Source organism: Streptosporangium sp. NPDC053982 (assembly GCF_055585205.1).
In genome coordinates this window covers 121263-147500 of record NZ_JBVJKQ010000011.1, presented here as the reverse complement: position 1 = coordinate 147500, position 26238 = coordinate 121263, and the positions used below count along the sequence as shown (strand labels likewise).

Annotated in this window: 21 protein-coding genes; 11 read left to right on the top strand and 10 right to left on the bottom strand. The window is 72.3% G+C overall.

Annotated features, from left to right (window positions below; genetic code table 11):
• Positions 1-48: 48 nt before the first annotated feature.
• The 3 genes from ACZ6W9_RS21340 (at position 49) to ACZ6W9_RS21330 (ending at position 2719) form a co-directional block, all read left to right on the top strand.
• Positions 49-1176, top strand: a complete 1128-nt coding sequence (locus ACZ6W9_RS21340) for a sensor histidine kinase (RefSeq protein ID WP_389966856.1) — start codon at positions 49-51, stop codon at positions 1174-1176.
• On the top strand, positions 1173-1865 hold the full coding sequence (locus ACZ6W9_RS21335; RefSeq protein WP_389966853.1) for a response regulator: 693 nt from the start codon (positions 1173-1175) through the stop codon (positions 1863-1865). Before ACZ6W9_RS21340 ends, ACZ6W9_RS21335 begins: the two co-directional genes overlap by 4 nt.
• A gap of 98 nt (positions 1866-1963) precedes the next feature.
• Positions 1964-2719: a hypothetical protein gene (locus ACZ6W9_RS21330; protein ID WP_389966849.1), complete on the top strand. Its 756-nt coding sequence runs from the start codon at positions 1964-1966 to the stop codon at positions 2717-2719.
• Here the strand turns inward: ACZ6W9_RS21330 and ACZ6W9_RS21325 are convergent.
• Entirely contained in the window at positions 2716-3372 is a 657-nt protein-coding gene (locus ACZ6W9_RS21325) for a TetR/AcrR family transcriptional regulator (protein WP_389966846.1), read from the bottom strand. The two genes, ACZ6W9_RS21330 and ACZ6W9_RS21325, sit on opposite strands and share 4 nt — an antisense overlap.
• A 59-nt stretch (positions 3373-3431) precedes the next feature.
• Here ACZ6W9_RS21325 and ACZ6W9_RS21320 point away from each other — a divergent pair, with 59 nt between their 5' ends.
• On the top strand, positions 3432-4400 hold the full coding sequence (locus ACZ6W9_RS21320; RefSeq protein WP_389966843.1) for an NAD(P)-dependent alcohol dehydrogenase: 969 nt from the start codon (positions 3432-3434) through the stop codon (positions 4398-4400).
• Between the two features lie 152 nt (positions 4401-4552).
• On the opposite strand, the gene ACZ6W9_RS21315 is transcribed toward ACZ6W9_RS21320, so the two are convergent.
• From ACZ6W9_RS21315 to fbaA, 4 genes are all read right to left on the bottom strand, one after another.
• Positions 4553-5491 (bottom strand): glycerophosphodiester phosphodiesterase family protein, encoded by a 939-nt coding sequence (locus ACZ6W9_RS21315; RefSeq protein WP_470119207.1) that lies wholly within the window; start codon positions 5489-5491, stop codon positions 4553-4555.
• 98 nt (positions 5492-5589) lie between these two features.
• Complete coding sequence (locus ACZ6W9_RS21310) at positions 5590-6873, bottom strand: adenylosuccinate synthase (RefSeq protein WP_389966835.1); 1284 nt, start codon at positions 6871-6873, stop codon at positions 5590-5592.
• A gap of 127 nt (positions 6874-7000) precedes the next feature.
• Complete coding sequence (locus ACZ6W9_RS21305; protein ID WP_362939886.1) at positions 7001-7420, bottom strand: DUF3151 domain-containing protein; 420 nt, start codon at positions 7418-7420, stop codon at positions 7001-7003.
• A gap of 185 nt (positions 7421-7605) precedes the next feature.
• Complete coding sequence (fbaA, locus tag ACZ6W9_RS21300; protein WP_389966829.1) at positions 7606-8628, bottom strand: class II fructose-bisphosphate aldolase; 1023 nt, start codon at positions 8626-8628, stop codon at positions 7606-7608.
• 169 nt (positions 8629-8797) lie between these two features.
• Here fbaA and ACZ6W9_RS21295 point away from each other — a divergent pair, with 169 nt between their 5' ends.
• Entirely contained in the window at positions 8798-9643 is an 846-nt protein-coding gene (locus tag ACZ6W9_RS21295) for a VTT domain-containing protein (RefSeq protein ID WP_389966826.1), read from the top strand.
• A gap of 46 nt (positions 9644-9689) precedes the next feature.
• Here the strand turns inward: ACZ6W9_RS21295 and pyrE are convergent, their stop codons facing one another.
• The gene (pyrE, locus tag ACZ6W9_RS21290; RefSeq protein WP_362939894.1) at positions 9690-10232 is read right to left on the bottom strand and encodes an orotate phosphoribosyltransferase; all 543 of its coding nucleotides are present in this window, start codon (positions 10230-10232) and stop codon (positions 9690-9692) included.
• A gap of 232 nt (positions 10233-10464) precedes the next feature.
• Between pyrE and ACZ6W9_RS21285 the strand changes: the two genes are divergently transcribed.
• From ACZ6W9_RS21285 to ACZ6W9_RS21275, 3 genes are all read left to right on the top strand, one after another.
• The gene (locus ACZ6W9_RS21285) at positions 10465-11505 is read left to right on the top strand and encodes a sigma factor (RefSeq protein ID WP_470119205.1); all 1041 of its coding nucleotides are present in this window, start codon (positions 10465-10467) and stop codon (positions 11503-11505) included.
• Positions 11506-11764: 259 nt separating this feature from the next.
• Positions 11765-13522 carry an NYN domain-containing protein gene (locus ACZ6W9_RS21280; protein ID WP_470119203.1) on the top strand — a complete coding sequence of 586 codons (1758 nt, stop codon included), beginning with the start codon at positions 11765-11767 and terminating at the stop codon, positions 13520-13522.
• Between the two features lie 692 nt (positions 13523-14214).
• Complete coding sequence (locus tag ACZ6W9_RS21275) at positions 14215-14991, top strand: MerR family transcriptional regulator (RefSeq protein ID WP_389966816.1); 777 nt, start codon at positions 14215-14217, stop codon at positions 14989-14991.
• A gap of 402 nt (positions 14992-15393) precedes the next feature.
• Here ACZ6W9_RS21275 and ACZ6W9_RS21270 read toward each other — a convergent pair whose 3' ends face one another.
• Positions 15394-16026, bottom strand: coding sequence for a response regulator (locus tag ACZ6W9_RS21270; protein WP_389966812.1), 633 nt, complete (start codon positions 16024-16026; stop codon positions 15394-15396).
• A 3-nt stretch (positions 16027-16029) separates the two neighbouring features.
• Positions 16030-20226 (bottom strand): HAMP domain-containing protein, encoded by a 4197-nt coding sequence (locus ACZ6W9_RS21265; RefSeq protein ID WP_470119201.1) that lies wholly within the window; start codon positions 20224-20226, stop codon positions 16030-16032.
• A 121-nt stretch (positions 20227-20347) separates the two neighbouring features.
• On the opposite strand from ACZ6W9_RS21265, the gene ACZ6W9_RS21260 reads away from it, so the two are divergent.
• Positions 20348-21889, top strand: coding sequence for a PP2C family protein-serine/threonine phosphatase (locus ACZ6W9_RS21260; protein ID WP_362946510.1), 1542 nt, complete (start codon positions 20348-20350; stop codon positions 21887-21889).
• Between the two features lie 49 nt (positions 21890-21938).
• Here the strand turns inward: ACZ6W9_RS21260 and ACZ6W9_RS21255 are convergent, their stop codons facing one another.
• Together ACZ6W9_RS21255 and ACZ6W9_RS21250 are read right to left on the bottom strand one after the other, a co-directional pair.
• Positions 21939-23705: a prolyl oligopeptidase family serine peptidase gene (locus tag ACZ6W9_RS21255; RefSeq protein ID WP_470119199.1), complete on the bottom strand. Its 1767-nt coding sequence runs from the start codon at positions 23703-23705 to the stop codon at positions 21939-21941.
• A 173-nt stretch (positions 23706-23878) separates the two neighbouring features.
• Positions 23879-24727 (bottom strand): putative RNA methyltransferase, encoded by an 849-nt coding sequence (locus tag ACZ6W9_RS21250; RefSeq protein WP_470119197.1) that lies wholly within the window; start codon positions 24725-24727, stop codon positions 23879-23881.
• Positions 24728-25039: 312 nt separating this feature from the next.
• On the opposite strand from ACZ6W9_RS21250, the gene ACZ6W9_RS21245 reads away from it, so the two are divergent.
• Both ACZ6W9_RS21245 and ACZ6W9_RS21240 read left to right on the top strand, forming a co-directional pair.
• Positions 25040-25336: a type II toxin-antitoxin system TacA family antitoxin gene (locus ACZ6W9_RS21245; protein WP_470119195.1), complete on the top strand. Its 297-nt coding sequence runs from the start codon at positions 25040-25042 to the stop codon at positions 25334-25336.
• Between the two features lie 111 nt (positions 25337-25447).
• Complete coding sequence (locus ACZ6W9_RS21240; RefSeq protein ID WP_470119193.1) at positions 25448-26191, top strand: MBL fold metallo-hydrolase; 744 nt, start codon at positions 25448-25450, stop codon at positions 26189-26191.
• Positions 26192-26238 lie beyond the last annotated feature (47 nt).

The window sequence follows — 26238 nt, the reverse complement described above, 5'->3', positions numbered from 1 at the left end:
AGGCGGGGGCGTCCCGGTGTGTACGGTGAGCGCGTGCTACGGCGATGGTTGACCGACGTCGGTCTGGCCGGCGCGGTGCTGGCGGCGGCGGAGATCGCGATCGTGACCGGTCGCGAAACGGACTCGATCTCGCGTGATCCGCTGGCGTACGCGCTCGGCGTGGCGATGGCGGCCCCCGTGCTGCTGCGGCGGCGGTTCCCGGTCGGCGCGCTGTACCTCGTCTCGGCGGCGCTGATGCTGTTCTACGCGCTGGGTTATCCGGGTTTCCCCCCGGCGCTGGTGCTCGCCGTACCGCTGTACGACGCGGTGCGGGCGGGACGCCCGTGGCGGGCACTGCCGGTGCCGGTGGTGTTCCTGGTCCTCGGGCACATCACCGCGCTGCGCCGGGGGATGCCGCCGCTCGACGTGGTCTCGGCGTTCCTGCCGCAGACCGCGGTGACGGCGGTGGCCATGCTGCTGGGCGCGCTGGTGCGCAGCCGGCGGGCGCACGCCGAGGAGGCGCGCCGGAGACTGCGGATGGCCGAGGAGGAGCGGGAACGCGACGGCGAGCGGCGGGTCATCCAGGAACGGCTGCGCATCGCCCGGGAACTGCACGACACGGTGGCACACGCGATCACCACCATCACCGTCCAGTCGGGCGTCGCGCTGCACCTGGTCGACCGCGAACCGGACCGCGCCCGGGAGGCGCTGACGGCGATCCGGCAGACCGGGAAGGCGGCGCTCGCCGAGATGCGGGCCACCCTGGACATGCTGCGGGCCGACGGTGAGCCCGCGGCCGCCGATCGGGACGCCGGCCTCGACCGGTTGCCCGACCTGCTGGCCGCGGTGCGGGCCGCCGGCCTGGAGCTCACCTTCGACGGCGGCATGGGGGACCGGCGACCGGCCGCACCGGTCGACCACGCGGCGTACCGGATCCTCCAGGAGTCGCTGACGAACGTGCTGCGCCACGCCGGGCTGGCGGCGCGGGCGCGGGTCCGCCTGCTCTCCGAGCCGGAATGGCTCGTCATCGAGGTCGACGACGACGGCGTCGGCGCCGGCCCCGAAGCGAGGAGCGGCGGTCACGGGCTGGCGGGGATGCGTGAGCGCGCCGAAGGGCTGGGCGGCGGGTTCGAGGCCGGGGCCAGGCCCGGCGGGGGTTTCCGGGTGAGGGCGCGCCTGCCGCTGGAGGCGGCGTGATCCGGGTGCTGCTCGCCGACGACCAGGCACTGGTGCGGGCCGGGTTCCGGTCCCTCCTGGACAGCGCCGCCGACGTCGAGGTGGTCGGCGAGGCCGGCGACGGCGGCCGGGCGGTCGCGCTGGCCCGTGAGCTGCTGCCGGACGTGGTGCTGATGGACATCCGGATGCCCGGCGTGGACGGGGTGACGGCCACCCGCCGGATCACCGACGACGAGCGCCTGTCGGGGGTGCGGGTGGTCGTGCTCACCACCTTCGCCGAGGAGGAGAACGTCTTCGCGGCGCTGCGGTCCGGGGCGAGCGGGTTTCTGGTGAAGGACATCGAACCCGAAGAGCTGCTCCAGGCGGTGCGCGTCGTGTCGCGGGGCGACGCGCTGCTGTCGCCCAGCGTCACCCGGGCGGTGATCGCCCGTTCCGTCGGCGCGAGACCCGCCGGGCCGCGGCGGGAGTCGCCGGAGCTGGCCGTGCTGACCGCCAGGGAACGCGAGGTCGTCCGGCTCGTCGCGGCCGGGTCGAGCAACGACGAGATCGCGACGCTGCTCGTGGTGAGCCCGCTGACCGCCAAGACCCACGTGTCGCGGGCGATGGTCAAGGTGGGCGCCCGGGACAGGGCGCAGCTGGTGGTGTTCGCCTACGAGAGCGGTCTGGTCACGCCCGCGGCGTACTCCCCCCGTGGTACACCGCCGCGGTAGGCGCGGCCGGAGGGTGTCTTCGCGGGGCGGACGCGTGCCGCCCGCCGGGTGACGACCATTGCGGGTGTCCCTCCTCCACCCCCCACGGGAGAAGATCCATGCGTCAGGAAGAGACACCGTCCACCGCCCGCCGTACGGCCCTGCGGCTGGGCGGCGCGTGCGCCGTCGCCGGCAGCGTCGCCGTCGCCGGCTTCCGCCTCAACCACGGAGACCTCCCGGCGGCCGACGCGCACGCCGCGCTGGGGTTCATCAGCGCCCACCCGTTCTACGCCGGGGTCCACATCGGCGCGATCCTCGGCGTGCTGACCTGGACCGCGGGATTCGTCACCCTCGCGAGCACGCTCACGCACCCGCTCGGCAGGGTACTGGGCAGGATGGGCGCGGCCGGCGTGCTGGCAGGCGCGGCGATCTACGGCACCGAGCACTCCATCGACGGCGTCACCGGGCAGAGCCTGGCGGGGATGTGGGCAGGGGCGGCGCCCGCCGGGCAGGCGAACCTGGACCTGGCCGCCCACACCGCGTTCCAGATGCTGCGCGGCCCGTCCCTGATCGCGATCATCCTGCTGTGGGGGCTGGCCCCCATGCTGTACGGCCGCGCCCTGACGCTGGAGGGCCACCCGGTCTGGCTCGGCCGCGCCGGTCTGGTGATCGGCGCGACGACGGTGGTCTCCTCCGTGGCGCTGCTCATGCGCGAGGACCTGTTTCCCGGATTCCTGGTCTACGGCCTGCTGGTGTCCATCGTCGTGCAGCTGTGGAGCCTGTTCGTCGGCGTCTCGATGTGGCGGCGGTCCCGCGGCACGGCCTCCGCCGGCCTCTCCCCGGCCCCGGTCCGGGACGGGGAGCCGGTGTCCTAGGAGCTGCTCAGAGTCCGGATCATGTGGCCGAGCGTGAGCGGCGGTGGTGGCGGCAGCGGTTCGGCGTGCCCGGTGCCGAAGGACTGCAGCAGGTACGCCACCAACCGCCGCGACGCCGCCTCCACCCCCTCTCCCGCACCGGCGAGGAGGCCGCAGTTGGCCCTGAACAGCAGCACCAGGTCCGCGACGTCGAAGTCGGCCCGCAGCCGGCCCGTGGCCTTGGCCCGCCGTACCATCTCGGCGAAGCCCCGCTCGGCCCGCAACCGCGTGCGCTCGTAGTCGATCGAGTCCGGGAACACGGTGAGGAAGGCGTCGGTGAACCCCCGGTCGGCGACCTGCATCGCGCACACCTTCTCGATCGCCCCGCGAAACCCCCGCCACGGATCCGGGTCGGCCAGGGCGTCGTCCACGACCGACGCGCACGCCGCCAGCTCGTCCTTGAACACCTCCGTGATCAGGGACTCGCGGGACGGGAACCGCCGGTAGAGGGTGGCCACCCCGACCCCGGCGCGCCGGGCGATGGCCGCCATCGGCGCGTCCAGACCGCGTGCGGCGAACGTCTCCCGCGCCGCGTCGAGGATGCGCACCCGGTTGTGCCGCGCGTCCGCCCGCAGTTCCTTGGCCGACGCCAACTGAGAGGGATGATCAGCCATATTTCTCACATTAGCGTAAGTGGACGGGCTCGTCCGGTTAGCGAGCTAGCGTCTCCCGTATGGAGACGAATCAGATGCGTGCGGCCCTGTTCGACCGGTACGGACCGCCGGAGGAGCTGTACGTGGGCACGGTGCCGAAGCCGGTCCCCGCCCCCGGACAGGTGCTGGTGCGGGTACACGCCGTCAGCGTGAACGGCGGCGAGGTGCACGGCCGGACGGGCCGGCTGCGCCTGGTGACCGGGCTGATGCAGCGGGGCTTCCCGAAACGGGTCGGGGTCGACCTCACCGGCGAGATCGTCGCCCTCGGCCCCGGGGTGACCGGCCCGAAGGCGGGCGACCGGGTGTGGGGCATGCTGGGGCGCACGTTCGGGAGCGCCGCCGAGTACGTGGCGATCCGCCCCCGCCGTCTGTCCCCGGCTCCGGCGGGACTCGACCTGGTGACGGCTGCGGCGCTCCCGGTGGGCACGACGGCCATCACGGCGCTGCGCGACCTGGCCGCGCTCAGGCCGGGCGAACGCCTGCTCGTCCGGGGTGGCAGCGGCGGCGTGGGCGTCATCGCGGTACAGCTCGGCCGGGCGCTCGGCGCCCACGTCACCGCCCTCGCCGGGGCGCGCAGCCTCGACCTCGTCCGTGACCTCGGCGCGCACGAGGCGTACGACTACGCCGCCGTCGCCCCGGCGGACCTGGGCGGGTTCGACGTGATCCTGGACACCGCCGGCACCGAGCACGCCGCCTTCCGCCGCCTGCTGACGCCGTCCGGCCGAATGGTGGCGATCGCCTTCGACCCGCGCAGGATCGCGGCGTCCCTGGCGTACATCGCCGCCTCGGCCGTTCACGGGCGGCGGCGGGTGCGCTTCTTCAGCGGCAACCCCACCACCCGGCTCTTCACCGACCTCGCCCGGTACGTGGACAGCGGTGCCATCCGCCCGGTCGTGGACACGGTCTTCCCCTTCGAAGACATCGCCCAGGCACACCGGACACTGGAGCAGGGCGGCGTACGCGGCAAGGTCGTCGTACGGATCGCCTGAGAACGCTACGGCGCGCGTCGCCGGACACGCCGAACGTCCACCGCGGCGCCGCCATCGGGAACGAGGACGGCTGGAGCCTGTACGGAGTTCGGCCCACCAGGGCCACCGGCCATACCGCAGGCGATCCCTCTGATCTCGACTCCGTACAGAACCTAGGCGGGGACCGGGACCCGAGTGGGGGGCCGGAGGGCGACGGGCGGAGGGACCGGCAGGCCCCGCTCCGCCCACAGCGCGCGCATCCGGTCGGGGTAGTCGGTCACGATCCCGGCCACCCCGAGGTCGAGCAGCTCGGCGGCCCGGCCCGGGTCGTTGACCGTCCAGGGCACCACCGGCAACTCGTACTTCTCCGCCTGCCTCGCCAGCTCCACGTCGACCAGGACGTGCGCGGGCGACAGCACGGTGCCCCCGGCCGCCGCCGCGGCGGCCGGCACGTCGCCGCCGAAGTCGTCGAGGCTCAGGCCCGCGAGCCAGACGGCGTCCATCGTGGCCTGCTCGATCAGCGCGTACCGGGGGACGTCGGGGACGAGCGAACGGGCCACGTCCAGGATCCGCCAGTCGAAGCTGAGGATCGCCGCCCCGTCGAGCCTGCGGTGGCGGGCCAGCTCGGCCGCCACCGCCTCGGTGAACTCCGCGGGATCGGCGGTGAGGTCGGGCCTGGACGGGTCGGACTTCAGCTCCACGTGCACCCGCACGTCGTCCGCGCCGTAGGCGTCCACCAGGCCCAGCACGGCGCCGAGCGTCGGCATCCGGGTGTCGGGCACCGGCACCTGCGTCGCGGCGAACCGGTCGGTCCCGGCGCGGGGGCGCCGGACCCCGCAGTCGAGGGTGCGCAGCTGCGCCAGCGTCAGTGCGCCGACGGGCCTGCCGACGTAGGGGAAGAGCGGGTCGCCGGGGAAGGCCGGCCCGCGGTCGGCGCTGGTAACCGGGGAGACGGTCAGGTCGTGACTGAGCACCAGGCACCGGTCGGCCGTCATCACGACGTCGAACTCCAGCGCGTCGACTCCCAGCTCCAGGGCGTGAGCCAGACCGGGGAGCGTGTTCTCCGGACGGAGCCCGCGAGCCCCCCTGTGGCCGTGAATCTCGACATGCACGGGGGGACCTTACCGATCTCCCGTGCCGAACGCCCGTACGACACGCGCCCGCCGTACAACGGGCGCGTGTCGCGGGGGTGAACCTCAGGTCAAGGAGATCAGATCAGCGAGTGGAGCTGGAGCGTCTGGGTACGGCCCGGCCCGACGCCGATCGCGGAGATCCGGGCGCCGCTCATCTCCTCCAGCGCCCTGACGTACGCCTGGGCGTTGGGCGGCAGCTCGTCGAACGACGTGGCCCCGGAGATGTCCTCCTGCCAGCCCGGGAACTCCTCGTACACCGGCTTGGCGTGGTGGAAGTCGGTCTGGGTCATCGGGATCTCGTCGTGGCGGACACCGTCCACCTCGTAGGCCACGCAGACCGGGATCCGCTCCAGGCCCGACAGCACGTCGAGCTTGGTGAGGAAGAAGTCGGTGACACCGTTGACGCGGCTGGCGTAACGGGCGATCACCGCGTCGAACCAGCCGCAGCGGCGGTTGCGGCCGGTGGTGACGCCGTACTCGCCGCCGGTGGTGCGCAGCCACTCGCCCATCTCGTCGGTCAGCTCCGTGGGGAACGGGCCGGAGCCGACGCGGGTGGTGTACGCCTTCAGGATGGCGATCACGCGGGTGAGCCGGGTCGGCGGGATACCCGAGCCGGCGCAGGCGCCGCCGCTCGTCGGGGAGGAGGAGGTGACGAACGGGTACGTGCCGTGGTCGATGTCGAGCAGCGTGCCCTGACCGCCCTCCAGCAGCACGGTCTTCCCCTCGTCCAGAGCCCTGTTCAGGATCAGCGAGGTGTCGGCGATGTGCGGGCTGAGACGCTCGGCGTAGCCGAGGTACTCCTCCAGGACCTTGTCGGCCTCGATCGCCCGGCGGTTGTAGAGCTTGGTGAGGATCTGGTTCTTCTCCTGCAGGGCGACCTCGATCTTCTTCCGCAGGATGCCCGGGTCGAGGAGGTCCTGGACCCGCACGCCCATCCGGTAGACCTTGTCGCCGTAGGCCGGGCCGATGCCCCGGCCGGTGGTGCCGATCTTGGCCTTGCCGAGGAAGCGCTCGGACACCTTGTCGATGGCCTTGTGGTGCGGCATGATCAAATGCGCGTCCGCGGAGATCAGCAGCCGCTCCGAGGAGACACCCCGCTCGCTGAGACCGTCGATCTCGCTCAGCAGCACGCCCGGGTCGATGACCACGCCGTTGCCGATGACCGGCACCACGTTCGGCGAGAGCACGCCGGTGGGCAACAGGTGCAGAGCGTACTTCTGGTCGCCGATGACGACCGTGTGACCGGCGTTGTTCCCGCCCTGGTATCTGACGACGTAGTCCACCCGGTCGCCGAGAAGGTCGGTCGCCTTACCCTTGCCCTCATCGCCCCACTGGGCACCCACGAGAACGACTGCCGGCATCGCTTTTCTCCCACCACAAAAACGAAAACCCCGGACGCAATCGCGACTGGGGCTCTTGCGTGGTGAGAATACCCGAACGGATCCGGTATGGGGATCTCCCGCCCTCCCGGCGGGAGATCCACCGGTGTCAGCGGGAGCCGAGAACCTCGGCCGCCTCGGGGCTCGCGTCCTTCAGGAACTGCAGGCAGCGTTCGGCCTCGTCCTTCTCCCCGATGGCCGTGGCCGCCCGGCACAGCGCGTGCAGGCAGCGCAGGAAGCCGCGGTTGGGCTCGTGCTCCCAGGGGACGGGCCCGTGGCCCTTCCAGCCCGCGCGGCGCAGCTGGTCGAGGCCGCGGTGGTAGCCGGTGCGCGCGAACGCGTACGACGTCACCGCGTGGCCGCCCGCGAAGTACTCGTCCGCGAGCGTGGCCCAGGCCGCCGGGTAGGCGGGGAAGCGCGCGGCGACGTCGGATGCCTGGACGCCGGATTCCAGCGCCTCCCTGGCTTCGGGCAGGTCCGGCAGCCGGGTCGGCGGCGGGCCGGCGAGAAGGTTCTCGTGCGTTTCCATGGGGACAGTCCTACCTCTTCCGTCGGTCCTGGCGGAGAACGACCCCCGGTTGTCCGCGAGCGGGGAGTCGCGGAGGCGCCGCGCCGGGCGTCCGGAGCGGCTCCCCGGCCGCCGGGCGCCGTCCGGGAGTCGCTTCCGGCGCCATCACGTCGCGCGTCGCCGGGGAACCGCCCCGGCGCCGCGGATCAGGAGATCTTCGTGCCCGCGGACCTCAGGTGCCGGCAGGCCTCGACCACGCGGGCCGCCATGCCGGCCTCGGCGGCCTTGCCGTACGAGCGGGGGTCGTAGGTCTTCTTGTCGCCGACGTCGCCGTCCACCTTCAGCACGCCCTCGTAGTTGCGGAACATGTGGTCGGCGATGGGCCGGGTGTAGGCGTACTGGGTGTCGGTGTCGATGTTCATCTTGACCACGCCGTAGGAGATCGCCTCCTGGATCTCCTCCAGGGCGGAGCCGGAGCCGCCGTGGAAGACGAGGCTGAACGGCTTCTCCTGGCCGTACTTGGCGCCCACGGCCTCCTGGATGTCCTTCAGCACGCTCGGCCGGAGCTTGACGTGACCCGGCTTGTAGACGCCGTGCACGTTGCCGAAGGTCGCGGCGAGCATGTAGCGGCCACGCTCGCCCAGGCCCATCGCCTCGGCCGTGGCCATGGCGTCCCCGACCGTCGTGTAGAGCTTCTCGTTCATCTCGCCGACGACGCCGTCCTCCTCGCCGCCGACGACGCCGATCTCCGCCTCCAGCACGATCTTCGCGCGGGCCGCCTTCTCCAGGAGCTCCTGCGCGATCTGGAGGTTCTCGTCCAGCGGCACGGCCGAGCCGTCCCACATGTGCGACTGGAACAGCGGGTCCTCGCCCCGCGACACCCGCTCCAGGGAGATGTCCAGCAACGGCCGGACGAACGTGTCCAGCTTGTTCTTGGGACAGTGGTCGGTGTGCAGCGCGACCGTCACCGGGTACTTCTCCGCCACGACGCGGGCGTACTCCGCGAACGCCCTGGCGCCCGTCACCATGTCCTTCACGGTCGCACCCGACAGGAACTCGGCGCCACCGGTGGACACCTGGACGATCCCGTCGCTCTCCGCCTCGGCGAAGCCGCGGAGCGCTGCGTTCAGGGTCTGGGACGACGTCACATTGATGGCCGGGTAGGCGAACTCGTTCGCCTTCGCCCGGTCCAGCATCTCGGCGTATACCTCTGGGGTCGCGATGGGCATGGTGTCATCTCCCTACGAGACGGCTTAAGGCGGCTGGCGCGGGGTCCGGCGCGGACCGCGCCCTTGGCCAGTATCCAGGGTCAGGGTCCGGCCCGATAGTTCCGCCACCGCCCCTTCGCATGCCCAGACGACCTCGCCGATAATCCCCGGCGGGGTAGGCTTCACGCTGATGGACCTCCTGCACAACCTCCTCGACCCCAAGTGGTGGCTCGGCCTGCTGGGCCCGTTCGCCACGGCCGGCGTGCTCGGCATCATCTTCGCCGAGACCGGGCTGCTGCTCGGCTTCTTCCTGCCCGGAGACTCGCTGCTGGTCGCCGCGGGCATCTTCAGCACGGCCGAGGCCGCCTCCGCCATCCCGGGGCTCGCGCCGCTGTCGTTCCCGCTGCTGCTGATCCTGGCGCCCCTGTGCGCCATCGCCGGCGCCCAGCTCGGGCACCACCTCGGCGCCACCTACGGCCGCAGGATGTTCGACCGCCCCGACTCCAGGCTCTTCAAGAAGGAGTACGTCGACAAGGCCGAGCACTACTTCCAGAAGTTCGGCCCGGCCAAGGCGGTGGTGCTCGCCCGGTTCATCCCCATCGTCCGGACGTTCCTCAACCCGGTCGCCGGCATGCTCGGCATGGACCGCAGGCGGTTCTTCCTGTGGAACTGCATCGGCGGCGTCGTCTGGACCGACGGCATGCTGCTCTTCGGCCGGTTGGTCGGCTCGGCCGTGCCCGACATCGACAAGTACATCCTGCCGGGCGCGATGGTCGTCATCCTGCTCTCGGTCATCCCGATCATCATTGAGATCGTGAAGGGCCGCAGGGGCGGCGTCACCGACGCCCCCGGCGTCCCCGGCATCTCCGACGTTCCCGGCGGGCCGGTCGCCTCCGGACCTCACGGTGTCCCAGGAGTCCCCGGCGCCCCGGGCGTTCCGGGCGCCCCGGGCTCGCAGGGCGAGGCCGGCGTGGCCCGCCCCCGGGGCAGGCACCACCGCGACGCGTCCTCCCCGTGGGGCGACGACCAATGGTGACCCCGCGTCACCGCCGGGCCCCGCGCCGCCCCGGGCCGGATCGATCTCAGGCCAGGCCGAGGTCCTCCAGGCCGTAGGCGCTCCGGTACGGCAGGCCCGCCTCGGCCACCGCCCCCGTCGCCGCCGCGCCCCGGTCCACGACCACGGCCACGGCCACCACCTCGGCGCCGGCCTCGCGCAGCGCCTCCACCGCGGTCAGCGCGGACCCGCCCGTCGTCGAGGTATCCTCCACCGCCAGCACCCGCCGCCCCGCGACGTCCGGGCCCTCGATCCTGCGCTGCAACCCGTGGACCTTCTGCGCCTTGCGCACCACGAACGCGTCGAGCCTGCGGCCCCGGGCCGCCGCCGCGTGCAGCATGGCCGTCGCGACCGGGTCGGCTCCCAGGGTGAGGCCGCCCACCGCGTCGTAGTCGAGGTCCTCGGTCAGGTCCAGCATGACCCGGCCCACCAGCGGCGCCGCCTGCCCGTCGAGGGTCACCTTCCGCATGTCCACGTAGAAGTCCGCCTCCTTGCCGGAGGACAGCACCACCTTGCCCTGTACGACGCCCTTGCTCTTGATCTCGGCCAGCAGGCTCTCACGATCGCTCATGGCAACAAGGTTAGGGCGGCCTCCCCGGCACGCCGCCTCCGCCCCGCTCACCGCTCCGTCCCCGCCCGCGCCGCCGTTCCCGCCTCGCGGGTCGCGCCGTACCCGCTCTCCCCGGCTCCCGGGAGGCCGCTTCACCCGGGCCGTGACCCAGGCAAAGGCGTGATCCTGGTTTAGCCATCACCCCGGATGCGGAATCACCGATACTGCTACGCAGAGTAACGAGGAGTTCGCGATGGGTGCGGTAGGGCTTCAAGGAGACGCCGACCTGCTGGCCGCGACGCGGAGGGGGAACGCCGCGGCCTACGGCGCGCTGTACGAACGGCACGCCCCGGCCGCCCGGATACTCGCGCGCCGCCTCGTCCGCGACCCCGTCGAGGCCGAGACCGCCGTCGCGGAGACCTTCACCGCGCTCCTGCTGCTGGTCAGGGACGGCGGCGGCCCACGGGAGGCGTTCCGGCCCTGGCTGCTCGCCGCGCTCCGCCGCACGGTCCGCGACCGCGGACGGGGGAGGCGCGGGCCCGGCCGGGGGACGCCTCCGGCGGACCCGGCCCCGACCGGTCCGGAACGCGCGCCGATGGCGCGCGTCTTCTTCTCGCTGCCGGAACGCTGGCGGCTCGTCCTGTGGCACACGGGAGCCGAGCGGGCCGGACCGGCCGAGGTCGCGCCCCTGCTGGGCCTGGCCCCCGACGGCGCGGCGGCGCTCGCCCGCACCGCGCGGGAGGGGCTGCGCCAGGCGTACATCCGGACCCGCCTGGGCGGGGACCTGCGGATCGGCTGCCGTCCCGCCCTCCGGAAGATGCCCGCTCACCTGCGGGGGGACCTCGAACGGCGCGCCGCGACGGCCCTGGAGGCGCACATGGACGGCTGCGCCGGCTGCCACGCCGTCTTCCTGGAGCTGGCCGACGTCGGCCGGGCGCTGCGCCGGGCCGTCGGCCCCCTCGTCGCGGGCCCGGCGTTCCCCGCCTACCTCGCCGGGCTGGAACGGGCGAGGGGCGTGCGCGGGCGGCTCCGCCGGTGGCGGGTGCCCGGCTCATGGTGGCGTCCCCTCGCGGCCGTCGCGGCGGTCGTCGCGCTGACCGCCACGGCGACCCTGGCCGCCGCGCTCACGGTGGCGTCCGCCGGCGGCCCGCCGGTCTCGCCGTCCGGTTCTCCGCCGCCCGGCGAGCCGTTCCCGTCGCCTGGCGCGCCGTCCCCGGCGTCCCCGGCGGACCGGTGCGCTACGGGCCCGCCCGCCCGGACGCCGGGAGCGGGGAGCGGTCCTTCCCGGCCGTGATCCGCCCCGGAGGACCCGGACACCGGTGGAACCGGCCGGGTGAATCCGCCGGTTACGGAAGACCTCAATAACAGGACAAACTGGTACGGTCTGCGTGGACACACTGGCGTATGGTCAGGCGCGGGTCGAATCGCCGGGATTCAGCCTCAGACGATCAGTTGCTTGATTACCCTGAGGAAGGGCCGCCTGCCTGATCCCTCAGAGGTGCTTTCTGGCTTTCTCGGGCCGAAGGCGGGCCACGTAGGAAGGGCGGTGTCGCGTGGATCGCTGCGCGCTGTTCGTGGACGCTGGCTATCTGCTGGCCGACGGCGCTATGGCCGCGCATGGGACCCGCCATCGCGAGGCCGTCACCTGGGACTACCCGGGCCTGCTGAAGCTTCTCAACACCCTGTGCCGGGAGCGGACCGGGCTTCCCGTGCTGCGCTGCTACTGGTACGAGGCGACCGTCGAGGGCCGCCGCACGCCCGAGCACGACACGCTGGCCGACATCCCCGGCCTCAAACTGAGGCTGTCGCGCATCCGCCCCGGCCGCCGGGAGGGTGTCGACGCGCAGGTCCACCGCGACCTGATGACGCTCGCCCGCAACAACGCGGTCTGCGACGCCGTCGTGGTCAGCGGCGACGAGGACCTCGCCCAGGTCGTCTGCGACGCCCAGGACCTCGGCGTCCGCGTCACCGTCGTGCACATCGGCGCCGACGGGAGCTGGGCGGTGTCCCGCTCGCTCCGCCAGGAGTGCGACGACCTCATCGAGATCGGCGGCGGTCATCTACGGCCCTACGTCACCCTGAGCGGCGCCGCGGCCGACTCGCCCGCCCGCGGCAACGGACATCACGCCGCCGGAAACGGCCAGGTCATCCCACCCCTGACCGGCGGATCGCCGAGCGGCGGCGCGGGTGGCCTCGAAGCAGGCATGAGCGCCGGCCTGGGCGGTGGCGCGGCCGGCCGGAACGGCTCCATGAGCGGTGCGGGCGGCCTGGGCGGGGGTCTGGGCGGCGACCTCGCCGGAAACGGCACGGGCGGTGGCCTGGGCTCCGGTGCGCCGGTGGGCGGTTCGAACGGCCTGGGCTCCGGTGCGCCGGTCGGGAGTCTGGGCGGCGGCCCGACCGGCCTGGGCGGCAGCGGCGGTACGGCCGGTCCGGGGGGCACGGGCGGGCCGGGCTCCGGTACGCCGGGTGGCGGCTTGGGCAGCCTGGACGACCCCACCCCGAGCAGCGGCATGAACCCCGGCACCGCGGGCGGTCTCGGCACCGGCCCGGGTTCCGGTACGGCGGGCGGCGGTCCGGGCAGCGGCCCGAACAGCGGTGCGCAGGGCGGCGTCACGGCGGGCGGCGGTCTGAGCGGTGGTGCGCCGGGCAACGGTGCGACGGGCGGCCAGGGCATCGGCACCGCATCAGGTGGCGGCCAGGGTGGCGGCGCCACGGGCGACGGCCTGAACACCGGCACGGGTGGCGCTCCGGCCCCCGCCCCTCTGCCGCAGAGGAGGAGCCGGGCCAGCCACGCCCAGACCTCCCAGCCCGCGCCGTCCTCCTACTCCGGCTACACCCAGGACCCGTCCTCGTCCCTCCCGCCCGCCACGACGCCGCAGCTTCCCGCCCCGATCTCACCGCCCTCGTCTCCGGCGCCCTCGACCCCCAACGGGCCGACCGGCCCGCTGCCCTCCGCCTCGCCGTACACGTCGAACGGGGCCGGGGGCATGTCCGGCTACCAGTCCTCCTACACCGGCCCCCATGCGGCACCGGTGCCGCTCCAGGGCACGCCTCCAGGCGTCGCCACCACGCTCGCCGACGCGGTCAAGGCCGCGCACAAGGAGGGCTACGACTTCGGCGAGTCCGTCGCCAAGGACGCTCCCGCCCTGTGGCTGGAGGCCGTGCTGGCCCGCAAACCCCGGATGCCCTCCGACCTCGAGGCCCGTCTCCTCCAGGGTTCCTCTCTGCCGATCGACTTCCTCCTCCACGACGAGGTCCGTCACGCCCTCCGCCGCGGCTTCTGGGACGCCCTCGAACGCGCCCGCCGCTGACGGCCACGGCGGGCCGTGTCCCGAGACCCGCCCCGTACGGCCGGTCAGGCGGGGGCTTTCCCGCTTCGGGGCGTTTCCCGTGTATTCGGGCGGGGCGCTGCTTGCCGTGTTGGTCGGTGGTGCGCGCTGCGGTGGGTGGGTGTTCCGGCCGGCGTTGGGGCTGGGCTCTGGTGCCGACCGGCCTTCGGCCTTGGTGTCGGGCGCGGTGGTTTCTGGCGTTTTGAAGCCGGCCGGAACACCCACCCACCTCCGCGCCATACCTGCGTCGTCCGTACGGATGACCCGCCGTAGCGTCTCCCTTTCCGCGGGCTGACGGTTCCCGCCGATGCTGAAGCGACCTGTTGCTCCCCGCTCGGAGCGGGTCACCGTAGCCTTGCGGCCACACTGACGGGGGAGAGCGCAGGGCCGGGCACCGTAGCCCCTCCCTTACGGACCGCCCACGGCCCCCGCCCCCGCCTTCCTGCTCACTCCCTGCTCATTCGCTCTTCCCGGTCATCCACGGCTCCGGTCCGGGGAGCAGAAGCGCTGGTCTCCCATGGTTCACCTCCGGGGCAGGAACACGGGCCTCCCACGGCCCCGCCTCGGAGAAGCCATCTCGCTCCGGAGACAAGAGAGCGGGGGCCGAAAGAGCAATCCGAGGGAGGAAGGTGGGGCTTGAACCTCTCGTCGCGTGAGGTCTTAGCGTTACTGACGTGATCGGGGAAGACGCCACCGCACGCCGGTGGAGCATCGGTGAACTGGCTCAGGCCAGTGGTGTCACGGTGCGCACGCTGCGGCACTATGACGAGATCGGCGTACTGCGATCCGGCGAACGCACAGCGTCGGGTCATCGCCGGTACACCGCGGCTGACCTACGGCGGCTGTATCGGGTGCGGACGCTGCGGGCGCTGGGCATGTCGCTGGATGAGATCAAGGAGGTGCTCACGCCTTCGTCGGAAGATCCGGCGGCGATGCGGACTCTCCTGATGACCCAGCTGCGGCAGCTGACGTTCCAGGCGGAACGGATCCGACAGCTGATCGAACAGATCCACGGGCTGCTGCGACAGCTCGACGAGGCGTCGATGCCCGATCCGGACCAGTTCATGACGACCCTGGAGATGATCTCGATGCTGGACGCCTACTTCACACGGGAGCAACGCGAGGAACTCGCCCGCCGCCGCGGCGAGCTGGGTGCCGAGGCCGTCGAGGAGGCCAAGGCCCGCTTCGTCGAGCTGGTCGGGCGACTCCTGGGGCATGTGCAGGACGGCACCCCTGTCGACGACCCGCAGGTACAGGAACTCGTCCGGCGCTGGGACGAACTGGCCACCCCCTTCCACGCCGAAGAGGCCAGGGGAGAACAGACCAGGGCGGCGGCCCGGCGGATGTGGCAGGAGCGCAGCGACCAGCTCAGCGCCCGCCTGCCCTGGCCGACCGAGAAGATGGTCGAACTCCTGGCATACCTGGAACGCGCGCGGACCACCGCTCACTGAGCGGTCCGTAAGGGAGGGGCTACGGCGCCCGGCCCTGCGCTCTCCCCCGTCAGTGTGGCCGCAAGGCTACGGTGACCCGCTCCGAGCGGGGAGCAACAGGTCGCTTCAGCATCGGCGGGAACCGTCGGCCCGCGGAAAGGGAGACGCTACGGCGGGTCATCCGTACGGACGACGCAGGTATGGCGCGGAGGTGGGTGGGTGTTCCGGCCGGCTTCAAAACGCCAGAAACCACCGCGCCCGACACCAAGGCCGAAGGCCGGTCGGCACCAGAGCCCAGCCCCAACGCCGGCCGGAACACCCACCCACCGCAGCGCGCACCACCGACCAACACGGCAACCACCGACCCGCCCAAGCCACAGGGAAACATGCCCGAGCGGGAAAAGCCTCAGAGCCGGGACGTGTTCAGGAGAGGGCGTCGAGGCCGGCGCGGAGGTGGTCGAGGCGGTGGGAGAGGTCGGCCAGGGCGCCGGTGAGGCTGGGGTCGCCGGTTTTGCGGGCCAGCTCGCCGACCCGGATGAACTCGTCCTCCACCGCGGCCAGGCGCCTCGACAGCTCCGGGAGCACGGCCCCCTGGTCGGAGGCGTCGCCCGGGGGCAGTTCGCCGGCGAGCCGGTCGCGGAGCATGGACGCCTGCTCGGTCAGGCGGCGGTTCATGTTGTAGAGCTCGACGAACACCGCGACCTTCGCCCGCAGCACCCACGGGTCGAACGGCTTGGTGAGGTAGTCGACGGCGCCGGCGGAGTAGCTGCGGAAGGCGTAGTCGGGGGCGCTGTCGACGACGGTCAGGAAGATGATCGGGATGTTGCGGGTGCGTTCGCGCCGCTTGATGTGGGCGGCGGTCTCGAACCCGTCCATGCCGGGCATGCGGACGTCCAGGAGGATGAGCGCGAACTCCGTGTTGAGCAGAGCCTTCAGCGCCTCCTCGCCCGACCTCGCCCGCACGGGGACGAGGTCGAGTGAGCTGAGGATGGCCTCGAGCGCGATCAGGTTCTCTTCCCGGTCGTCAACCAGGAGGATCTTCGCTCGGTCGGACATCGATCAGGCCCCTTCGTGGGAGTCGTCGGCCGCCTTGCCGCGGCTCAGCCAGCCGCGCAGGCGTTCCAGCAGGCGGTCGACGTCCACGGGCTTCGGCACGTAGTCGGAGGCGCCGGACGCGATGCTCTTCTCCCGATCGCCGTGCATGACCTTAGCGGTTAGCGCGATAATCGGCAGATCGGCGAACTGCGGCATCTGGCGTATCGCGGATGTGGTGGCCCAACCGTCCATCTCGGGCATCATGATGTCCATCAGCACGAGCGCCACGTCCTCGTTGCGTTCGAGCTGTTCGATGCCCTCACGCCCGTTCTCGGCGTAGATGACCGTGGAACCGTACCGTTCGAGCACGCTGGTCAGCGCGAAGACGTTGCGGATGTCGTCGTCCACGATCAGGATTTTGGCGCCGGTGAGCGGGTCGTCGCCCTTCCAGGGCTTCGTCTCGCTCTGCCAGGGGTTCGGGGCCGGCAGGCTCTCCGGCAGCATCGCCTCCAGCTCGGGCAGCTGGATCGGCGGCTCCACCGGCGTCTCGTCCGGCACGAGGACGGGCGTCTCGTCGTGGGGCGGGGCGGAGACGGACGGCACGGCGGCTCCGCCGTCGCGCGACGACAGCGGGCCGCTGTAGACCGGCGGGAGGTAGAGGGTGAAGGTGCTTCCCTTCCCGACCTCGCTGATCACGTGGATCTCACCGCCGAGCAGGCGGGCGATCTCCCGGCAGATGGACAGGCCCAGGCCCGTCCCGCCGTACTTGCGGCTGGTGGTGCCGTCGGCCTGGCGGAACGCCTCGAAGATGACCTCCTGCTTGTCGGCGGCGATGCCGATGCCGGTGTCCACGACCTCGAAGGCGAGGATGCCGGCGGCGCCGCGCAGGGTGTCGTCCACGAAGGTCACGCCGGGCTGCGCGTGGCTCACGCGCAGCCGCACCTCACCGTTGGGGGTGAACTTCATCGCGTTGGACAGCAGGTTGCGCAGCACCTGCTGGAGGCGCTGCTCGTCGGTACGGATCTCCTGCGGGACCGAAGGGTCGGCCTCGACCGCGAACGACAGGCCCTTGTCATGCGCCACGGGGGCGAAGGTGGCCTCGAAGTAGTCGACGAGCTTGGGCAGGGAGATCTGCTGGGGGTGGATGTCCATCCGCCCGGCCTCGACCTTGGACAGGTCGAGGATGTCGTTGATGAGCTGGAGCAGGGCCGAGCCCGCGCCGTGGATGGTCCGGGCGAACTCGACCTGCTGGACGGTGAGGTTGCCCTCGGTGTTCTCGGTGAGCAGCTTGGCCAGCACCAGCAGGCTGTTCAGCGGGGTGCGCAGCTCGTGCGACATGTTGGCGAGGAACTCGGACTTGTAGCGCGAGGAGACCGCGAGCTGCTCGGCGCGCTCCTCCAGCGTCCGGCGGGCCTGCTCGATCTGGAAGTTCTGGATCTCGATGGCGCGGTTCTGCTTGGCCAGCAGCGCGGCCTTCTCCTCCAGTTCGGCGTTGGAGCGGCGCAGCTCCTCCTGCTGCCTCTGGAGTTCGTCGGAGCGCTCCTGCAGCTCGGTGGTGAGGCGCTGCGACTCGGTCAGCAGGTCCTCGGTGCGGGAGTTCGCCATGATCGTGTTCATCGTGACGCCGATGGTCTCGACGAGCTGGGTCATGAAGTCGTGGTGGACCTCGCCGAACTGGCGGAACGAGGCCAGCTCCAGCACGCCGAGGACCTGCGTCTCGAACAGGATGGGCAGCACGACGATCTGGGCGGGGGAGGAGGAGCTGAGGCCGGTGTCCACGGTGAGGTACTTCGCGGGCACGTCGTCCAGGACGATCCGCCTGCCCTCCTGGGCGGCCTGCCCCACGATGCCCTGGCCGACCGGGAAGTGCTCCCGGGCGCCGGAGCCGGGGCGCGTGCCGTACCCGGCGATCAGATGGAGGTCGCCGGAGGCGTCGGCGAGGTAGAAGGCGCCGTAGCGGGCGGAGACCAGCGGGGTCAGCTCGCCCATGATGAGCCTGGCGACCTCCATCAGGTCGCGGTGGCCCTGCATGAGGCGGGAGATGCGGGCCAGGTTGGACTTGAGCCAGTCCTGTTCCTGGTTGGCGGTGGTGGTGTCGCGCAGCACCGACACCATCGTGTTGATGTTGTCCTTCAGCTCGCCGATCTCGCCCTCGGCGTCGACGGTGATGGAGCGGGTCAGGTCGCCGCGGGCGACGGCGGTGGTGACCTCGGCGATCGCGCGGACCTGGGTGGTCAGGCGGCCGGCCAGCTCGTTGACGTTCGCGGTGAGCCGCTTCCAGATGCCCTCGGCGCCCTCGACGCGGGCCTGACCGCCGAGCTTGCCCTCGGAGCCGACCTCGCGGGCGACGCGGCTGACCTCGGAGGCGAAGGAGGACAGCTGGTCGACCATGGTGTTGATGGTGGTCTTCAGGGCGAGGATCTCACCCTGGGCGTTCACGTCGATCTTCCGGGTGAGGTTGCCGCTGGCGACGGCGGTGGTGACCTCGGCGATGTTGCGCACCTGGTAGGTCAGGTTGTTGGCCATGGAGTTGACGTTGTCGGTGAGGTCCTGCCAGACGCCGGAGACGCCGCGGACGCGGGCCTGGCCGCCGAGCTGGCCTTCGGTGCCGACCTCGCGGGCGACGCGGGTGACCTCGTCGGCGAACATCGACAGCTGGTCGACCATGGTGTTCAGGGTGTCCTTGAGCTGGAGGATCTCACCCGCGGCGTCCGCGGTGATCTTCTTCGACAGGTTGCCCTGGGCCACCGCGGTGGAGACGGCCGCGATCTGCCGCACCTGGGTGGTGAGGTTGTTGGCCATGACGTTGACGTTGTCGGTGAGGTCCTTCCAGACTCCCGACACGCCGTGCACCTGCGCCTGGCCGCCGAGCTGTCCCTCGGAGCCGACCTCGCGGGCGACGCGGCTGACCTCGGAGGCGAAGGAGGACAGCTGGTCGACCATGGTGTTGATGGTGGTCTTCAGGGCGAGGATCTCACCCTGCGCGTCCACGTCGATCTTGCGCGTCAGGTCCCCGTTGGCGACGGCGGTGGTGACCTCGGCGATGTTGCGCACCTGGTAGGTCAGGTTGTTGGCCATGGAGTTGACGTTGTCGGTGAGGTCCTTCCACACGCCGGAGACGCCGCGGACGCGGGCCTGGCCGCCGAGCTGGCCTTCGGTGCCGACCTCGCGGGCGACGCGGGTGACCTCGTCGGCGAACATCGACAGCTGGTCGACCATGGTGTTCAGGGTGTCCTTGAGCTGGAGGATCTCACCCTGCGCGTCCGCGGTGATCTTCTTCGACAGGTCGCCCCGCGCCACCGCGGTGGACACGTCGGCGATGGCGCGCACCTGCGTGGTGAGGTTGCTCGCCATGACGTTGACGTTGTCGGTGAGGTCCTTCCACACGCCGGAGACGCCGCGGACGCGGGCCTGGCCGCCGAGCTGGCCTTCGGTGCCGACCTCGCGGGCGACGCGGGTGACCTCCTCGGCGAAGGCCGAGAGCTGGTCGACCATGGTGTTGACGGTGTTCTTCAGCTCGAACATCTCGCCGACCGCGTCGACGGTGACCGTACGGCTCAGGTCGCCCTTGGCGACCGCGGTGGTGACCAGCGCGATGTCGCGGACCTGCGCGGAGACGCGGCTGGACATCGTGTTCACGGCCTCGGTGAGGTCGCGCCAGCTCCCCGACATGCCCCGCACGTTGGCCCGTCCGCCCAGGCGGCCCTCGGTGCCGACCTCGCGGGCGACACGCGTCACCTCGGAGGTGAACAGGGAGAGCTGGTCGACCATGCCGTTGATGGCCTTGCCGAGGCGGCGCACCTCGCCCCGGGTGCCCCGGCTGAGGTCGATCCGGCGGGACAGATCGCCCTTGGCGACCGCGTCGATCACGTCGGCCGCGCCGGTGACCGGCCCCACGAGGGCGTCGATCAGCAGGTTCACCGAGTCGACGCTCTCCGCCCAGGAACCGACGCCGGGGCCGGGGGTGAGGCGCTCGCCGAACCGGCCCTCCCGCACCACCTCGCGGCGGACGCGGTGCAGCTCGTTGGCCAGGTGCTCACGGCGGTCGGCGACCTCGTTCAGCAGGAGGCGGATCTCACTCAGGATCCCGGGGGGAGCGTGCGGGACGCGGCGGCGGAAGTCGCCGTCGCGCCAGGTGATGAGTGTCTGCAGGATCGGCCTGAGGTCCGATTCGCTGTATCGCCGCTCCTCGGCGTGGGACACGGTGTCGGCCGTGGTCATGAGACCTCCTTGACTCCCGGGGGGCGCGTCCGTGAGTCATCCCAGTCTGTCACGGTGCGCAACCCGGAGTCCTGCCTTCGAATTACCCCATGCCGCCGTCAAGTGTGATAGGCACGAGGCAATGACTAACGCTCCCCGAGCCGTCCTGGCTGCGGCTTTCGCCCCAGCAGACACGGCCGTCCTCGCCGCCAGACGGTTCACCACGGAGGTGATGACCGCCTGGGCGGCCGTGTCCGTGACGGCGTCGGCCGAACATCTGGCGGGAGAACTCTCCTCGCAGGTGGTCGACGAGCCGTTCGAGGTCGTCTGGAGCCACCTGGGAGACAGCGTCCAGATCGAGGTCCGCCAGCGGGGTGTTCCTGAGAAGACCCCTGCTCCTCCCACCGTACCTGTGGAGGAGTGGGGAGTCACCTTCGCAGGTCAGGCCCGTATCCACTGGGCGCGGCTGCGGCTGCCCGAGGCGGGCGGCCCGGCGACCGGTGAGTGGGAGATCGCGGAGTCGGGCAGGGGCCCGCTGTGGATGGGCTTCCTGGCCAACGCCAGCGACCTGCTGGCCGGCACCCTCGACCCGGACATGGTGCCGGCGATCATCTCGCAGATCGTGGTGCCCCGGCTGGCCAGCTGGTGCGCCGTCTACACCTGGGCCGACGAGGGCGGCGGCCCGCAGCGCCCGGCGTACGTGTGGCACGCCGACGAACGGCGCATCGACGCGCTGCGCGACGAGCTGGACACGGTGCAGATCCCGCAGTCCGGCGGCGTCCTCCAGGTCGGCGACTCCCAGATGCTGGTGATCCCGCTCCTGGCCCGGGGGCGCGCCCTGGGCGTGATGTGCCTGGGCCGGCCCGACCGCTTCGCCGAGGACGCCTTCCAGTACGCCGAGGACATCGGCCGCCGTGCGGCCCTGGCGCTGGACAACGCCCGCCTCTACGCCACGCAGGCGGCGGCCAACCGCGCGCTCCAGCGCAGCCTGCTCCCGCCGGGCGAGCCCGGTGAGATCCCCGGCCTCGACCCCGCGGTGGTCTACGAGCCCGCCGGCGAGACCAACGAGGTCGGCGGCGACTTCTACGACCTGTTCGCGGCCCGTGACGGCGCCTGGCGTTTCGCGGTCGGCGACGTCTGCGGCACCGGTCCCGAGGCCGCCGCGGTCACCGGCCTGGCCCGGCACACCCTGCGCCTGCTCGCCCGCGAGGGGTATGGCATAGCCGCCGTCCTCGACCGGCTCAACCAGGCGATCCTGGACGAGGGCGACCGGGCGCGCTTCCTGACCCTGCTGCACGGGGAGCTCGTGCCCGCCGCGTCCGGATTCGACGCGTCGCTGGTCTCGGCCGGTCACCCGGAGGCGCTGCGGCTGCGGCCGAGCGGTCTGGTGGAGACGGTGGTGACCTCCCAGACGCTGCTGGGCGTCTTCCCCGAGGCGGAGTTCAAGGCCGAGACGGTCCACCTCGACCCGGGTGACGTCCTGCTTGCGGTGACCGACGGGGTCACCGAGCGTCGCCGTGACGGCAGGCTGCTCGACGACGACGGCGGGCTGGCCAAGCTGTTCGCCGAGTGCGTGGGGTTGTCGGCGCGGGCGGTCGCCGAGCGGATCCGCCGCGCCGTACAGGACTTCGCGCCCGACCCGAGCGCCGACGACATGGCGATCGTGGTCCTGCGCGCCCGCTGAGCACCGATCCCGCGGCCGGGTGCGCCCGCCGGTACGGCGGAGCGGCGCGTCAGTCGTCCAGCTTGACGTGTTTCCGGATGAACTCGAGCTGGATCGCCATCTGCGTGATCCGCTCGGCGACGACCAGCGAGCCGTGGCCCGCGTCGTACCGGTAGACCTCGTGTTCGTGGCCGCGCCCGGCCAGCCGGGCGACGTAGCTCTCGACCTGGCCGATGGGGCAGCGCGGGTCGTTCTCCCCGGCCAGGATCAGCAACGGCGCCTCGACCCGGTCGGCGTAGGTGATCGGGGAGCTGGCGGCGTAGCGCTCGGGGTGTTCGCCGGGCGGGCCGCCGAACAGCGCGCGGTGGTAGGCCCGCAGCGCCTCCGGCTCGGACGCGTAGGCGGCCGTGTGGTCGGTGAGCGGCACCGCCGCGACGCCCGCCGCCCACATCCCGGGCTGGGTGCCGAGGCCGAGCAGCGTGAGATATCCGCCCCAGGAGGCGCCGGCCAGCACCAGACGTCCGGGGTCGACGGCCCCCTGCGCCACCAGCGCGTCCCGGACGGTCGCGACGTCGGACAGCTCGATGTGGCCGACGTCGCCGACCAGGGCGTCCCGCCAGGCGGAGCCGTACCCGGTGGAGCCCCGGTAGTTGACCCGGACGACCGCGAGGCCGAGGTCGACCCACGCGGCCACCTGCGGCAGGAACGAGTCGTCGTCGTGCTTGCCCGGCCCGCCGTGCAGCAGGAAGACCGCCGGAAGCGGCCCCGAGCCGCGCTCGGGGCGGGACACCAGGGCGTGGACGCGCCCGCCGGGACCCAGGACGTCGAGATCCTGGACCGGGACGGACGGGGGCGGGGTCGGCCCGCCGTGGCTGATCACCACGTTGCCGTTGCTGGAGCGGATCACCGGCGGGTGGGCTCCGCTGGACCAGGAGTACTCCACCGAGCCGTCGGGCCGCGGGACGGCGGCGTCGATCACGCCGAGCCTGGTCTCGACGGGGAAGAGGCGGCCGCCCGCCAGGTCGTAGCGGTGCAGGTAGGTGCGGCCGCGGTTGGCGCGGACGATGAGCAGGGAGCGGGCGTCGCCGTACCATTCGGCGGTGATCTCACCGGGGTCGCGCAGCCAGATCTCGCGCTGCTCGTCGCTCTCGGGGTCCCAGACCAGCGGCTCGCGGCGTCCCCTGCGCTCGTGCAGGGCGAGCAGTCTGCGGTCGCCGTGGAGCGGGGCGAAGCGCAGGCCGAGGACGCCCCGGCCGGGGCCGTCGTGCAGTTCGCCGACGGTCTCGCCGTTCGGGCGCAGCACGCGCAGCGCCGGGTGGCGGGAGTCGCCGTGCTCGCTGTGGCTGATCGCGATCAGCGAGCCGTCCAGCGACATGGCGGCGACGGAGGCGGCCTCGGCGTGCTCGTAGATCACTCGCGCGGGGTGGCCGGGCCGGACGAGGTGGATCGTGAAACCCTCGCCGGGCCGGGCCATGCCGACCGCCGCCTCGCCCGTCGCGGACAGGGCGAGGCCGGCCGGGGCGCCGGGCGGGAGATCGACCGGCTCGTCGGGGCCGCCGCCGAAGGGCTGGCGCATCCACCGGCCCCATTCGTCGCCGTCGGTGTCGGCGAACCACCAGATCCACCGGCCGGAGGGGTCGATCACGCCGTGCGAGGTGCCCTTGGGGCGGGAGGTCGCCTGGCGGACGGAGCCCGTCGAACGGTCCCAGGCGTAGACCTCCCAGGTGCCCGAGGCGTTGCTGCGGTAGACCGCCCGCGCGGGGGCCTGGGGCGCCCACACGGGCAGCGTCGCGCGCGGCGCCCGGAACCTGGTCCGCCAGCGTTCCTCGGCCTGCATACGGCGCTTCCCTCCGTCACGGCATGGCTGTGATCCAGGCGTGGGGATCGCCGGATTGCCGTCCAGTATGTCGGTTCGCCCCGTGTTTCGCGCGGCTAATGTGTGGCAATTTCGGACTATATGTCACTTGAGTAACATGCGCCCCATAGGCCGCTGTCAAGCCGGGCCCTTGCTCACGGGCTCCGCTGAAAGATAGACATGCGAAAAGAAGCCGTCACATAGTTCGTTTCCGGAAGTTTCGCAATTTCATGGTGCATATTCTCCGGATCGGTGTGCCAGGCGCTCGGCCCCATGCCCACGACGGCCTCCACCGCCGCGCGGCCGAGCGCCATCTCGAACTCGTGGACGCTCCGCTCCGCCTCGGTGAACCGGTCGCCCAGGCTCGCGGCCACCCGCCGCTCCTTGTCCTCGTCCACCGACAGCAGGCCCAGCCGTCCCACCAGCGGCCGCAGGTGCCGCGGCGTGGGGGTGACCACGACCAGCGTCCCGCCGGGCCCGAGCACCCGGGCGAACTCCGGCCCGTTGCGGGGCGCGAACACGTTGAGGATCACGTCCGCCGCGCCGTCGCGGACGGGCAGCGGCCGCCACACGTCGGCCACCACCGCCCCCAGCCGGGGGTGCGCCCGCGCCGCCCGCCTGATCGCGTTCTTGGAGACGTCCAGCGCGATGCCTACCGCCCCGGGCAGCCGGTCGAGCGCCCCGGCGAGGTAGTGGCCCGTCCCCGCGCCCGCGTCCGCCACCACCCGCACGTCCGCCGCCCCCCTGCCGGTACGGCAGGCCGCGGCGACGGCCTCCACCAGCGGCGCGAAGTGCCCGGCGCCGAGGAAGGAGTCCCTGGCCGCCACCATGGCGGCGCTGTCGGCCGTGCCGGGCGCCTGGGAGCCGGTCAGCAGGCTGACGTACCCCTGCCGGGCGACGTCGAAGGCGTGCCCGCGCGGGCAGCGGAGCACCCGGTCGCCGAGGCCGAGCCCGTCCCCGCAGACCGGGCAGATGAGGTGTTCGACGACGTCTGTGAGGCTCACCGGAAACCAATCGACGAGGACGGCCTTACCGGCGCAGCGTAGTCGCAGGACACCCCCGTCCGGGAAACAGCCGGACGCCCGAGCACCACCTGACGGGCGGGCGCCCCCTTCGGCCGTTGCCGGACGGTGAGATCACCCGGGTGGACGTGCGGGTCTGCCTCCTCGACGCCAGACGCATGCCCTCCCGCTGCCACGTCGACCCCGCCAGAGCCGAGACCATCGCCGCATGGCCTCGGCGGCCCCGCCGGAGTCCGGCGAGGGCTGATCCGGAATCCGCGCCTCATGCGTGTGCGACATGCGTACCCTGCTGCCATGGCGAAGAAGGAAGGCATCGGTCTCCCGACCGGCGCCGGGCGGAAGCGGCTGTTCGAGGCGGCGAGTGCGGCCGAGGGAAGATCCGTCCCGGAGTTCGTCCTGGAAGCGGCGACCGTCGCGGCGGAGCATGCTCTGGCCGACCGGACCGTCTTCAGGCTGAGCGAGGAGCAGTGGGCGGCCTTCGACGCGTTGTCGGACCGGCCTGCGAGGGATCTTCCGAGGCTTCGCGAACTTCTCGACGCCCCCACGGTTCTCGATGTGGTCCCGTCCCCGTCCTGCGCCTCCGATCGATGATCTGCGACGGGTTCCTGGGCCGGCGGCTCTGAACCCCCGTCGGGGCTGGTGGGCGGGGTGGATGTCCGGTATCACTGGGAATCCGGTGGAACGGGTGAGCAGGAGGACCGGATGCGGCACGAGCCGAGGACCGTCGCGGGGGTCGAGGTGTTCCCGCTGTGCGACGCCGTGGGGCCGATGGGCGGTGAGGTCCGGCGCCCGCTGCCGGAGCTGTTCCCCGGCGGCGTCCAGGAGGACGCCGAGTGGATCCTGCACTTCCACTGCTACCTGCTGCGCGACGCGGCCGGCCGTACCGTGCTGGTGGACACCGGGGTCGGACCCGAGGACTCCCCCGCGGCGAGTTGGGCGCCGGCGCCCGGAGCGCTCGGCGCGGAGCTGGCGCGGGTGGGGATGGCCCCCGAGGAGGTGGACGCGGTGGTGATCACGCACCTGCACAGCGACCACGCGAGCGGAGCGGTGATCGGCGGCGTGCCCGTCTTCTCCAACGCCGACCACCTCCTGCAGCGGGCGGAGATCGACACCGCCGCCGAGGCGGTCCTCGACCACGTGGTCCGGCCGCTGGGCGAGCGGGTGCGGGTGGTGGACGGGGACACCGAGGTGCTGCCCGGCATCCGGCTGCTCCATGCGCCGGGGCACACCCCGGGCCACCAGGTCGTCCGGGTGGGGGAGCTGACGCTGACCGGTGACGTGGTGCTGCACCCGGTGCAGCTCGCCGACCCGAAGGTGCCCTACCTCTACGACGCCGACCCCGATCTGGCCGCGGCGACGCGGACCGAGCTGCTGGAGCGGGTCAGGGCGGAGAACGGGCTGATCGCCACCGCCCACTTCGCCGAGCCCTTCACCCCCGTCCGCTGACGAGCCCCGTCCGCTGACGAGCCCCGTCCGGCGACGGCCGTACGGGG